General features: G+C 56.1%; 9 protein-coding genes. 3 read left to right on the plus strand and 6 right to left on the minus strand.

Annotated features, from left to right (window positions below; genetic code table 11):
- The first annotated feature begins 86 nt into the window (after positions 1 to 86).
- The gene (locus FQ179_RS13840) at positions 87 to 1,577 is read left to right on the plus strand and encodes an RNA polymerase factor sigma-54 (RefSeq protein WP_149397905.1); all 1,491 of its coding nucleotides are present in this window, start codon (positions 87 to 89) and stop codon (positions 1,575 to 1,577) included.
- Positions 1,578 to 1,629: 52 nt separating this feature from the next.
- A complete protein-coding gene (locus tag FQ179_RS13845; protein ID WP_149397906.1) occupies positions 1,630 to 2,667 on the plus strand; it encodes an asparaginase in 1,038 nt (345 codons plus the stop codon).
- Positions 2,668 to 2,828: 161 nt separating this feature from the next.
- Here the strand turns inward: FQ179_RS13845 and FQ179_RS13850 are convergent, their stop codons facing one another.
- From FQ179_RS13850 to rmuC, 5 genes are all read right to left on the minus strand, one after another.
- On the minus strand, positions 2,829 to 3,758 hold the full coding sequence (locus FQ179_RS13850; RefSeq protein ID WP_149397907.1) for a pseudouridine synthase: 930 nt from the start codon (positions 3,756 to 3,758) through the stop codon (positions 2,829 to 2,831).
- Positions 3,759 to 3,764: 6 nt separating this feature from the next.
- Positions 3,765 to 6,398: a TRAP transporter fused permease subunit gene (locus tag FQ179_RS13855; RefSeq protein ID WP_149397908.1), complete on the minus strand. Its 2,634-nt coding sequence runs from the start codon at positions 6,396 to 6,398 to the stop codon at positions 3,765 to 3,767.
- A gap of 246 nt (positions 6,399 to 6,644) precedes the next feature.
- On the minus strand, positions 6,645 to 7,643 hold the full coding sequence (locus FQ179_RS13860) for a TAXI family TRAP transporter solute-binding subunit (protein WP_149397909.1): 999 nt from the start codon (positions 7,641 to 7,643) through the stop codon (positions 6,645 to 6,647).
- Between the two features lie 339 nt (positions 7,644 to 7,982).
- Positions 7,983 to 8,798, minus strand: coding sequence for a ZIP family metal transporter (locus tag FQ179_RS13865; protein ID WP_255475024.1), 816 nt, complete (start codon positions 8,796 to 8,798; stop codon positions 7,983 to 7,985).
- A 79-nt stretch (positions 8,799 to 8,877) separates the two neighbouring features.
- Complete coding sequence (rmuC, locus tag FQ179_RS13870) at positions 8,878 to 10,413, minus strand: DNA recombination protein RmuC (RefSeq protein WP_255474993.1); 1,536 nt, start codon at positions 10,411 to 10,413, stop codon at positions 8,878 to 8,880.
- A 154-nt stretch (positions 10,414 to 10,567) separates the two neighbouring features.
- Between rmuC and FQ179_RS13875 the strand changes: the two genes are divergently transcribed.
- Positions 10,568 to 11,536, plus strand: coding sequence for a tripartite tricarboxylate transporter substrate binding protein (locus FQ179_RS13875; RefSeq protein WP_188074616.1), 969 nt, complete (start codon positions 10,568 to 10,570; stop codon positions 11,534 to 11,536).
- An 86-nt stretch (positions 11,537 to 11,622) separates the two neighbouring features.
- On the opposite strand, the gene panB is transcribed toward FQ179_RS13875, so the two are convergent.
- On the minus strand, positions 11,623 to 12,444 hold the full coding sequence (gene panB / locus FQ179_RS13880) for a 3-methyl-2-oxobutanoate hydroxymethyltransferase (protein ID WP_149397911.1): 822 nt from the start codon (positions 12,442 to 12,444) through the stop codon (positions 11,623 to 11,625).
- Positions 12,445 to 12,526 lie beyond the last annotated feature (82 nt).

Consider the following 12,526-nt stretch of genomic DNA (forward strand, 5'->3'; position numbering starts at 1 on the left):
TCTCTGAAATAAAAATTGGCATGATTATTGCTTGATGTACTAATAGACATCGCTTTTTGTCATTCAGAAAACACAGGAGATACAAATTGGCACAAATAAGCCATGAACTGCAGGCACGTCAGCAAACTTCGCTGACGCCGCGCCTCCAACAGTCTGTCAAGCTGCTGCAGATGTCTACGCTAGACTTCAACCGTGAAGTGCTTCAGGCATTGGCAAGCAATCCTTTTCTTGAAGAGCCCGATGAAGAGGCTACGGCTTCCGCATCCGAAGACGTAAGCGTCGACGACAGCGCGACTTCTGCCGAGTTTGACAGCGCTCACGACACAAACGGCCGAGACAACGCTGAAAACCTGGGGTCGTCAGATCAGCCAGAGATACAGCAAATCGAAGCTTCGACCGACGGCCCCACTGAGTATTCGGGGGACTACCCATCGACCAGCCGACAAAGCCATGACGGCGCCGGCAGCGATGTGGGCGAGTGGGCTCGCAGTGAGACCAGCCTGCAGGAAGCCCTGCTGGCTGACTTGACCGGCCGCGCACTCAGCGAGCGCGATCACCTTCTGGCACTCTATATAATTGAAGCCATCGACGATGATGGGTATTTAAGGGTTCCATTTGAAGAGCTCGCCGCCCCCTCTCAGTTTCAGCCTCCCGTCCAATCCCACGAATGGGAATGCGCGCTTTCGCTGGTTCAGCATTTAACAACACCTGGTATCGCTGCACGTTCTTTAACAGAATGCCTGACCTTGCAACTTGAGGCCATGCCCGACGACACAGCAGGGCGCGATGCGGCCTTGCGTATTGTTGATGGCGAGCTTGAGCGCTTGGGCAGGTGTGACTATGCGGGTCTGGCACGTTTTGCAGGATGCACAGAAGATGAGGCGCGCGAAGCCGGCATGCTCATACGGCAACTTAGCCCTCGTCCAGGCCAAAAACATACAGCTATAGACCCTTCGACCTACATTATTCCGGACGTTATCGTGCGCAAAGTCGGGCGTTTGTGGGTCGCCACCAACAACAGGGAAGCGGCACCGCAGGCCCGCCTAAACCATGCCTATGCCCAGATGTTCCGTAAAACACGCTATGACGAACGAGCGTTGATGGCACAGGCTTTGCAAGAGGCACGTTGGCTTATGCGAAGCCTGGAGCAACGTTCGCAAACCATACAACGTGTGGCCCAAGCTATTGTTGCCCGCCAGCAGACATTTTTTGACTACGGTGAGATTGCGTTGCGCCCGCTCATGCTCAGTGAAATTGCAGAAGAGCTCGGCATGCATGAATCTACCGTTTCACGGGCAACCAGCCACAAATACCTGGCATCGCCGCGAGGGGTATTTGAATTCAAGCATTTCTTTTCGCGCGAGCTATCGACGCGCTCGGGCGGCACCTGTTCAGCAGGTGCCGTGCGAGCATTAATACAGGAAATGATTGACGCAGAAAACCCAAAAGAACCACTTTCGGATGTAACCCTGGCCAGCCAACTGGCGCGCGAAGGCATTGTCGTGGCGCGTCGCACCGTGTCAAAATACCGCGCCCAGATCAAGTACCCACCGGCAGAGCTGCGTCGGGCCCCTTAAAGCGCTCTTGCTCCCGCAAGAGCCGAAGATTCAAAACGATGAAGATGGCAAAATGACGGTTGCCGATAAAAAGGAAACCGCCATGCAACGCCCCTCATTGCCCGTTATCGCCCTGATTGGTACCGGTGGCACCATTGCGGCTACGGCTGATACACGCACTCAGCTTTCGAACTACACCGTCACTGAACCCGTCAATGCGTTGCTGCACGCTGTACCGCAAATCTCTGCAGTCGCTTCCATACGAACACAGCAGGCATTTAACGTGGACAGTCGGGAAATCACCAGCACCATGCTGCTGCGTCTGGCCAGATCAGTACGTCGTACCCTGGCACAGCCCGATATCGATGGTGTGGTCATCACGCATGGCACAGACACGCTCGAAGAAACCGCGTATTTCCTTAGCCTGGTCGTGCGCAGCGAAAAACCGGTTGTGCTGGTAGGTGCCATGCGTCCGGCATCGGCCATTAGTGCCGACGGTCCACTTAATCTGCTTAATGCTGTACTCGTGGCAGCGTCACCCGGTGCACGTGGTCTGGGCGTTGTGGTAACGCTTAATGATGAAATCCATGCAGCTCGTTATGTAAGCAAGACAAATACAACGCGTGTTGATGCCTTCAGCTCAGGCCAGCAAGGCGCCCTCGGTACCATTCACAACGGTATCGTGCAGTTTGATCAGCTTCCTGTGCGCGGCTGGCCGCTGGCTGTGTCGCCTGAAGAAGGCTTTGATCTGACGGGCCTGCGGCAACTACCCCGCGTGGATATTTTGTACGACCATCAAGACGCCGGACGCCACCTTTATGAAGCATCGATCAAAGCTGGCGTACAGGGCATGGTCGTTGCCGCATGCGGTAATGGTGGGCTCACGCCCCGCGCGTCCCTCGGTTTACGTATGGCGGCAAAGCACGGCATTGTATGTGTGCGTGCCAGTCGCACCGGCTCTGGCATGGTGTCTTGCGCGCCCGATGACAGCCGCTACAACTGGGTAGCGGCCAATTCACTTAACCCGCAAAAAGCGCGTCTATTGCTTATGCTGTCACTTACTCGCACCACAGATTGCCGCACCATACAAGCGTGGTTCGATCACCGCTAAGCCGGGCGTGTCACTTAGCAAACATGCCTGGTCGCGTCGATTTACAAATATATCTGGTCGTACCGCCATACAAAGATGTCTGTTTACGCCGCTTTACAAAGTTGTCTGGTTGCACCGCTGTACAAATGTGTCTGGCCGCGTCCTGAACGGAAAACGCCTGCTCAGCCCGCCTTGTCCCAGTCGAGCGAACGCTGACTCTCAAAGCGGCGCATGCTTCCCGTATAGGGGTCTTTAAACTCGATGGCACGAGACAACAACTGCAGTGGCCTGCTGAAATCATCAGCTTGCGCATACTCGCGCAGCACAGGGTAAAACCCGTCATTACATATGGGTATGCCCAACGCACTCATGTGCACACGCAACTGGTGCTTGCGCCCGGTATGCGGGTAAAGGCGATACAGGCCCAGCGCCGAGCGATGCTCAGCCAGATCAATAAGGGTTTCGCTATTGGGTTCGCCCTCAATCTCTTCCACAACAAACTCGTCCACCTTGGCCTGCAAACGACTGCGATACACCATTGGCAGCGACAGATCAGGCCTGATGGGCGCAATGGCCTCGTACTCTTTTTGCACCGCACGCTGTTGAAAAAGACTTTGGTACGCACCACGATGCTGCGGATCAATGCAAAACATCAGCACCCCTGCCGTATCACGATCCAGCCTGTGCAGAGGGCTAAGTAGCGGCAGGTCAAGCGACTGCCGTAAACGTGTCAGCGCGGTTTCTTTCAGATGGCGTCCACCCGGTATGCTTGCAAGAAAATGGGGCTTGTCCACAACCACCAGGCAATCATCGCGATACAAAACAGGCAGATCAAAAGGGATGCTGACTTCGGCGAGCACCTCTCGGTAGTACCACAGCCAGTGCAAAGGCATGTAGGGGCTGTCGAAGTGCTGTGCGGTGCCGTCCCCATCAACGATCTCGCCGCGCGCCAGCCTGTCGAGCAACACCTGTGCCGGCATATACGGAAACCGCTGCACCAGAAAGTCACGCAACAATAGCCAAGGTCCCTTAGGCAAAAAAACCCGGCTGGGTGCCACCCCTTCGCGCACAGGCAAAGGGGGCGTAGACGCAGCCTTGTCGGGCACACTCATGCTGCGTCAGGCAACACTGGGCTGCTCGGCGCCAATACGACGACGCTGCTCGCGCCCGCCCTGCCTGAACCAAACCAGCATCAAAAGAGCCAGTGCCGGTATATATACCCAGAACTCGGAGGGCCTCGCCTGGTTAGGCACCAGCACTTGGGCAATGTCCCAACCTTGCTCCCAACCAGCCCGCCGCGCCTGGCTCCCAAACCGTACCGACGCTATTTGAGCCTGATCACCAAACGCCATGACCGTAAGCCCCGCTGCCATCAGACGTTGCTGCGCAGCGCTGTCACCCGTGGCGGAGCTGGCTTCAGGCAACAAAGGCACCGGCACTGCGACTGTTTTTTCAAGCTCGTCACCTTCAATGTTCATACCTTTGAGCACGGCAACCAGGCGGCCTTTGGCCGGCATATCAGCAACGATCTGGAGCAGCTGCGAAGCCGGCTCAGCGGTGTATTTGTCGTAAAGTTGGTTCATGAACCAGTCTGGCCTGAACAGGGCAAAGGTAACCAGCAACAGCAACGCGATTTCAATGACAGTTGCCTTGATGCGCATCCACCCCATGGTCGCCGCCGCAAAGGTCAATGACGCAATGGTTGCCCCGCTGACAACAAGAAACAGCTCCCACCAACCTGTGACGTCGATGAGCAGCAGCATGGGGTTAAAGATAAACATAAACGGCAGCACGGCAGTACGCATGGCGTATGTCACGCCCTGAATACCGGTTTTGATGGGATCTTCACCCGAGATGGCAGCCGCCGCAAACGTTGCCAGCCCAACCGGCGGCGTGATGTCCGCCATAATGCCGTAATAAAAGACAAACATGTGAACAGCAATAAGTGGGATCACCAGCCCGCTCTGCGCCCCCAACTCCACCACGACGGGCGCCATCAATGTAGCCATCAGGATGTAGTTGGCTGTGGTGGGCATGCCCAACCCCAGAATCAGGCAGACACCCGCTGTAAAAAACAGCATGGCCAGCACGCTGCCCATGGAGATGATTTCCACGAACGAGGTCATGCGCAGCCCAAGGCCTGTGAGCGTAATAGCGCCCACAATAAGCCCCGCCGTGCCGCACGCAATGGCGATACCTATCATGTTGCGCGCGCCCTCTTGCAGACCAAGAATGGCTTCCGACACCCCCTTTTTGATCGCCGGAGCAACCTGCTGTTTACGAAACCAGGCGATCAGTGGACGCTGTGTGAGCATCTGGAACAGCATGGCGACCACAGCCCAAAAGGCGGACAACCCTGCCGACAAGTTTTCAATAGCCAGACACCACACCAGAATGCCGATAGGAATCAGGTAATAAAGCCCGGCACGTACGGTAGGCCATGGCTCTGGGCGAACTGGGTTGGTAATGCTTATTTCAGTAGACAGGTCGGGATGCGACGCGGCAACGTAGAGCAGCCACACATACAGAACCAGCAGTATGCCAAGCAGAATCCAGATGGCCGCCGCACCCGCAACGGCCTGCACGCCCATACCTATCCAGTAGATCAAGCCCATCACAATAAGCGTACCGGCAATACCCATGCCCCAGCCCGCCATCTTCTGCAAGATGGTGCGAGGCTTGCCTGCGCCCATCATGGGCTGTATGCCCAACTTGAGCGCCTCAATGTGCACAATGTAAAACAGGGCAATATAAGAAATCGATGCTGGCAACAAGGCATGACGAATAACATCGGTATACGGTATGCCCACGTACTCGATCATGAGGAACGCCGCCGCCCCCATCACGGGCGGCATAATCTGGCCATTGACCGACGACGCGGTTTCAATGGCACCCGCACGAATGCCACCATAACCCGCGCGCTTCATCAGCGGGATGGTAAAAATACCGCCAGTTACCACGTTGGCCACCGACGACGCCGAAACCAGGCCATTTACTGCTGACGACACGACAGCCACTTTTGCGGGGCCGCCACGCAAATGGCCAAGCAAGGCAAACGAGACCTGCATCATGTAATTGCCGGCACCACAGCGGTCAAGCAATGACCCCAGCAACACAAAAATAAATATATAAGACACCGAGACACCCAGGGCAACGCCGTACACCCCTTCTGTCGTCAGCCACATATGGGAAACCAGCCGCTCGATGGAAGCACCGCGATGCGCCAGCGCATCGGGCAGCCACGGGCCGAGAAACACATAGGCAATAAACACCATACCCAGAATCGCCATGGGCGCACCCAGCGAACGCCGTGTTACCTCAAGCAGCAGCACCAAGCCTATGGCCGCCACCGTGATGTCCATGGTGGTTGGGATGCCCGGGCGCATGGCAAGCTCGTTGTACATGAGAAACAGGTATGAGCCGCACAACCCCGCAATAATGGCCAGCACCCAGTCATGCCATGGCATGACATCGCGTGGTGACGATTTGCGTGCTGGATAGGCCATATACCCAAGAAACATAGCAATGCCCAGATGAATTGCGCGCGCCTCAGTATCATTGAATATGCCAAAGCTGAACGTGAACGGCAGCGGCGATGCGAACCAGAGCTGAAACAGCGACCAGAGCACAGCGCCACCAAAAAGCACCGCGCCAGCAATGCCGGCGACGTCGCGTCCACCCCGGTCTACGTCAGCAACGAGTTGCTCCAGGTGAGCATTAGCCTGCTCCTGCGTCTCGGATATCGTGCTCATGAATGTTTTCCTGATGTATTGTTGGCGCTCTGGTCAGCACATTGCAGACAACAGGCGCACCATACTGATGCGGGTGTTATTGCAGCACACGGAAAATGGCGGCGTTGCCGCCAGGCGTGGCCCCAAAGCATGGCATGACAGCCCGGCCTAGAACACCGACGGGCGGCCTGCAGCCGCCCGATGGCAAAACCATTGAAATGCTTACCGGGGCGTGCCAAACGGCATTATGCCCCGAACCTCTGACCTTTACAGCAGGCCTTTTTCTTTGAAGTATTTCTCAGCACCCGGATGCAGCGGTGCCGACAGACCGTTTCCGACCATGTCTTTGGCTTCAAGGTGACCAAAGGCAGGGTGCAGCTTTTTGAAGTCTTCAAGATTGTCGAATACCGCTTTGACGACCAGGTAAACGGTTTCGTCAGGTACGTCTGACGACGTTACAAAGGTTGCCAGCACACCGTAGGTTTCGGTGTCATTTGGGTTGTTGGGGTACAGGCCAGCCGGTATGGCTACCTTGGCATAGTACGGGTAGCGATCAACCAGGGCATCCACGGCCGGGCCTGTCAGCGACACGAGCTGAGCAGCGCAAGTAGTGGTGGGATCCTGAATGTTTGCAGATGGGTGGCCTACCCCATAGAAAAAGCCATCGATCTTGCCGTCGCACAATGCCGAGCCATGCTCATCAGGACGCAACTCGGAGGCCAGCGAAAAGAAGGAGTAGTCTGCGCCACGCTCTTTCAGCAGCATATCCATGGACGCGCGCGTGCCAGAACCGGGGTTGCCGACGTTGAATCGCTTGCCTTTGAAATCATCAAAAGACTTGATATTGGCTTCTTTGCGTGCCACAACGGTAAAGGGCTCGGGATGAAGTGAGAAAACCGAACGCAGTTTCTCGAACTTTCCCGCTTCCTTGAACTGACCTTCACCGTTATAGGCGTTGTAGCCCACGTCAGACTGCACAACGCCGAGGTCAAGCTCGCCGGCCTTGATGGTGTTGACGTTGAACACCGACCCGCCGGTAGACTCGACGGAACAACGCACGCCGTGTTTGGCACGGTCTTTATTGACCAGTCGGCAGATCGCCCCGCCCGCTGCATAATACACACCCGTTACGCCGCCCGTGCCGATACTGACGAACTTTTGCTGGGCCGCTGCTGGCAATGGTGACAACATGGCGGCAAACATCGCTGCCGCCCCTGCCGTGAGTGCCAGCCGCTTATTGAGCGATGACGGAAAAAACTTACGCATAACGATCTCCCTATACTTTCTAATAAGCCGACTTATGTCAGCCAGTTGCGCCACATTTGCGCGTTTGGCCCAAATGCTTGCAAAACGTGCGGCGTGTGGCCACAAGAACAGCGATTTTCTCGCATGATGTATCCCCGACCCGTATGCTACCTCGACTATTCGCGCAAGAACAAAGGTTTACATGAGGGTTTGTACGGAGAGTGTGGTGATTCTGTTAATGACTAAACGCAGGCTGAAGGGCACACCGGGAGGCATGTGCCCTTCAGCCTGCTGCCCGACGCAAAGCCTCAGCGCGGTTTTAGTGTTTGGTCAGACAACAGCGCAACCACCTGCCAGCCTCTACCCCAAAGCGGTGTCCAGCAGCATCATTAGCACAAAGCCAATGATCAGGCCCTGAGTGGCGGCCGACTCGTGCCCCTGACGGTGTGATTCGGGAATGATTTCATGGCTGATGACAAACAGCATGGCACCTGCCGCCGCAGCAAGGCCCCAGGGCAGCATGGCTTCAGACAGGCCAACAACGACCACGCCAATAATGGCGGCAATTGGCTCAATAAGGCCAGACAGCACAGCCACACCTACTGCCAGCAAGCGGCCGTAGCCCACGCTGGTCAAGGCCAGCGCAATGACCAACCCCTCTGGAATATCTTGCGCCGATATGCCTATGGCCAGTACCCGCGCGCCCACGTCATCTGGCCCACCAAAGCCCACACCAATTGACAAGCCCTCGGGGAAATTATGCAGACAGATGGCAAATACAAACAGCCAGACACGCTTTAATTTTTGCGTACTGGCACCTTCGACCCCTTTGACGAAATGCTCATGCGGCATAACCCTGTCGAGCAAAAGCAGACCAAAGGCACCAAAAAAAATGCCCGCGCTGACGATACCGCCGGCATGCCATGGGCCCGCCCCCTGTTCGCCCGCAATGGTGAGCGCAGGCAAAATTAGCGAAAACGAACTCGCCGCCAGCATGACACCCGCACCAAAACCCAGCATGGCGTCATTGGCGCGTTGTGAAAACTTGATTGAGAGCACCACAGGGAGCGTCCCGACACTCGTAGCAACCGCCGCCACAAACCCCCAGCGCACAGCCCCCAACAGTTTGGCGTCATCGACAACCAGCCGGGCATACATATCCACAAGCACCAGCACAATCAGGATGGCAACGGACAGCACGGCAACCAGAAACTCTGGTCTGGAGGTACTTGAATTTGGCAGAGTAGACACTGTTTTATTCCACGATACGGCCTGAGGCCTGGTCGGTGTCGGGCTCAGGCACCGGCGTTACGATGAGATCGAGTCGTTCGCTTTCAAAGTCGGCATGCAGCGGCTCAACGTCAGGCATGCGCTTGTGGGCTTTTGAAGACAGCTCGCCAAACCTTGCCGCTTTCCCGTGCAGGCCTTGCTGGCCCGCAACGGCTGTTACGGTACTGTTGTACTGCCGCCGCACAGTTTCGAGCGTATCACCCAGTTTCTTCAGTCGCTCTGCCACCACCACCACTTGGTTGTAAACATCACCGGCACGATCACTAAGCGCCTGAGCTTCTTCGTTGCTGTGCGCCATCATCCACAAATTGGCAACGGTTTTTAATATGGGCATGAGTGTGGTGTGAGAGACCAGAATCACACTGGACCGGTAACCATACTCAAACAAGTCAGGGCTATGCCTGAGCGCCTCAATATACGCCGGCTCAATCGGCATGAACATCAATACAAAACTGGGGCTGCGCATGCCGACCAGATTGGTATAGTCTTTGCGCGCCAGGTCATCAATATGGTTGCGCACGGCCTTGACGTGGGCATCAAGTGCTGCCTCTCTGTCAGCCAGCTCTGTGGCGGCAACGGCACGTTCGTAGTCAACCAGCGACACCTTACTGTCGATGACCATATGCTTTTGATCGGGCAAGGTCACCACGAAATCAGGCTGACGGCTATTGCCTTCGCCATCCTTGAAACGCGGTTGGGCCTTAAAGTGCGCGTCTTTCATCAGGCCAGCAAGCTCAAGCGTGGTTTCCAGCTGGATTTCACCCCAATTGCCCGTAGTCTTCTTGTCACCCTTGAGCGCCTGGGCCAAGGTATTGGCTTCTGCGCTAATCTTTAACCCCATTTCCATGACGCGGCGCACTTCAGACCCCAGCGACGCGTTGCCTCGCACGGTTTCATCATGAACCTGGTTGACCCTGCTTTGAAAACTGTCGATCTGATCGCGCAACGGTTTAAGCATGGCATCAAGCGAGACGCGGCTATTGTGGGCAAACACCCTGCCCTTTTCTTCAAGTATCTGGCTTGCCAGGTTTTCAAACTCGGTTTTAAGCTGGGCTCGCGACTGTTCGAACCCTTTTTTCATTTCCTGAAAGCCAGCAAGTTTCTCGGTATGCACCGCCTGCAGTTCGGCCAGAGATTTTTCAAGCGTGGAAACTTGCAATGCAAGACGATTGCGGTCGAGCTCGCGGGCATCAAGATTGGCGTGGGCCTCAGCCAGCCGCTCGCGCAGGTTTTGCACGGTAGACTCGGCAGCAGCCAGTGTGCGGTCGGTATGCGCATGCAGCTGCTCATGTTCCGCCATGGTATCTCGCAACGCTTGCAGCTGGCTGCGCGCCTCGTCACGTTGCTCGGCGTGCTGTGCCGCCGTCGCGCTTGCAGCCACCTCGGCAGCGTGGACCCGAGCCAGGCGTGATCGCGCAAACATAGCGACAACCACCCCGCCTGCCACGACGCCTGCCAGTACCAGCACGAGTTCCATTACGCCAAAAGCAAGATGCTGCATGTTTTTTTGTCCATTTAACGGATAAAGCCGATCTTGCAAACTCGCAGACCGGCAGGCCTTTCATCATGATAAATTATTACCCCTGAACCAAGCATTCACGGCGCATTATTGCAGCGGCGGCCTTTTACGCCCCGCAATGCCAACGGACGATATCATGCGCAACACCATTCTACGTATGGCAGGCCTGACAGCACTGGTTGTTTCGTGCACTGTCAGCGCAGCTGGCAGCGTATGGCCGCCGCCGGGCAAGCCAGTACAAATCGCAGTACTTTCGCCAGCCGGTGGGGGCATCGACGCGCCACTTGCCAGGCTGCTCGCCCAAAAACTAACGACACACCTGAACACACCGTTTACCTTCATCGGTCACGCCCCGCCGCATACCACCTCTCAGCCCAACAAAGCCTTGCAATTGGTTTTAACCGGCGTAGGCATGCAGACAACCCGGCCAGGCATGTACAGAGCCATGCCCTTTGACCCGCGCGAACACTACATGCCTGTCAGTCTCGCGGCCCGGTTTCCCACTATCATTGCGGTTACCAAGGCATTGCCCGTAAACAACCTTGACGAGTTCACGCGCTATCTGCGCCTTAATCCGGGGGTCGTCAACGTGGCATCCAGCGGCAATGGCAGCGTTTCTCATGTGGCGAGCATGCTGTTCATGACCCTGACCGACACCAATATGGTGCCTGTTACGTTCAGCTCTGCCAGCCAGGCCACGAGCAACCTGGTTTCAGGAGAAATCCAGTCTATGTTCCATGTGGCTCCCGAAATCGCTGAGCAGGTAAAGCGGCACAAGATAAAGGCACTAGCAGTCATGGGCAACAAAAGGCTAAGCAGCTTGCCACACGTGCCCACCACCACTGAGCTGGGCCACCCAGAGCTGCAGCAGGCACTATGGCTCGGCCTTATGGCGCCCAAAGAAACGCCTGCTGAAACCATAAAGAGCGCCAATACGGCCCTCAATGAGGTGCTGGCTGACCCTGATGTCATGGCACGCATAGCTTCTATGGGTGCCATAGTCCAAGGGGGCACTCCACAAGAATTCGACAGGCGGCTAAGCACCGAGCTTGCCAAGTGGCGGGCGTTGCTTACAAACGGCTACGGCCCGCCGTCATTTCCCTAGCAACTTGGTTTGTGGTGATGCTTGCAATGGCTTTTTATGTTGCTCGCAAGGTGCGCGAGGCGTTATGTCCGCGCACCAACTGCCGTTTACTTTTTCACACCAAAACAGTTTTCAAGCCGGGGAAACTCTCCGTCGCGCACCTCATTGGCATACTGCTCCACAGCCAGACGTATCTGCGAACCAATGTCGGCAAATTGCCTGGCAAACTTGGGGATGCGGTCGCCGCTCAGGCCCAGAATGTCTTCTGTGACCAGAATCTGGCCGTCACATGCCGGCGATGCGCCAATACCAATGGTTGGAATATCAAGCGTTTCTGTAATGCGCCGCCCCAATGCCTCAGCCACACCCTCAAGAACAACCCCAAATGCGCCCGCGTGCTGATGCGCAATGGCGTCCTGCAGAATGCGTTCGGCCGACTCGTCGGTCATGCCCTGGGCCTTGAAGCCCCCCATGGTATTGACGTACTGCGGCATTAGCCCTACGTGAGCGAGCACCGGTATGCCACGTTCAACCAGAAACCGTGTCGTTTCAGCCATGGTTACGCCGCCTTCCAGCTTGACACCATCGGCGCCGCTGGCGGCCAGAATGTGCGCAGCGCTGGCAAATGCCTGCTGAGGAGATTGCTGGTAGCTACCAAACGGCATATCGGCAATAATGCAGGCATGCTCGGTAGATCGCACAACTGCGGCGGCATGGGCAGCCATTTGTTCAACCGTAAACGATAGTGTGTCTGGCAAACCGTAAGCCACCATGGCAGTCGAATCGCCGATTAGTATCATATCCAGCGCTTCGTCCAGCAAGCGCGCGAAAGGGGCGCTATACGACGTCAGGGCGGCAATTTTGCGCTCGCCCTTGTAGGCCATAAGTTGTGGCACGCTTATACGTTTTGCCTGGCGATGAACACTCATGTAGATCTCCTTTACACAGATGGCCCGACGGAGCCTGTATATATATACTACCTTGCATTGCAGCAATCGTATAACCAAAGAT

Origin of the sequence: Pusillimonas sp. ANT_WB101, assembly GCF_008369125.1 — a bacterium.
In the GTDB taxonomy this organism is placed as follows: Bacteria; Pseudomonadota; Gammaproteobacteria; order Burkholderiales; family Burkholderiaceae_B; genus Allopusillimonas.

Bases quoted from the DNA above. Each gene is read 5' to 3' on its own strand.
- FQ179_RS13845 (WP_149397906.1), top strand. From the start codon at position 1,630: ATGACGGTTGCCGATAAAAAGGAAACCGCCATGCAACGCCCCTCATTG.
- FQ179_RS13850 (WP_149397907.1), bottom strand. From the start codon at position 3,758: ATGAGTGTGCCCGACAAGGCTGCGTCTACGCCCCCTTTGCCTGTGCGC.
- FQ179_RS13855 (WP_149397908.1), bottom strand. From the start codon at position 6,398: ATGAGCACGATATCCGAGACGCAGGAGCAGGCTAATGCTCACCTGGAG.
- FQ179_RS13860 (WP_149397909.1), bottom strand. From the start codon at position 7,643: ATGCGTAAGTTTTTTCCGTCATCGCTCAATAAGCGGCTGGCACTCACG.
- rmuC (WP_255474993.1), bottom strand. From the start codon at position 10,413: ATGCAGCATCTTGCTTTTGGCGTAATGGAACTCGTGCTGGTACTGGCA.
- FQ179_RS13875 (WP_188074616.1), top strand. From the start codon at position 10,568: ATGCGCAACACCATTCTACGTATGGCAGGCCTGACAGCACTGGTTGTT.
- panB (WP_149397911.1), bottom strand. From the start codon at position 12,444: ATGAGTGTTCATCGCCAGGCAAAACGTATAAGCGTGCCACAACTTATG.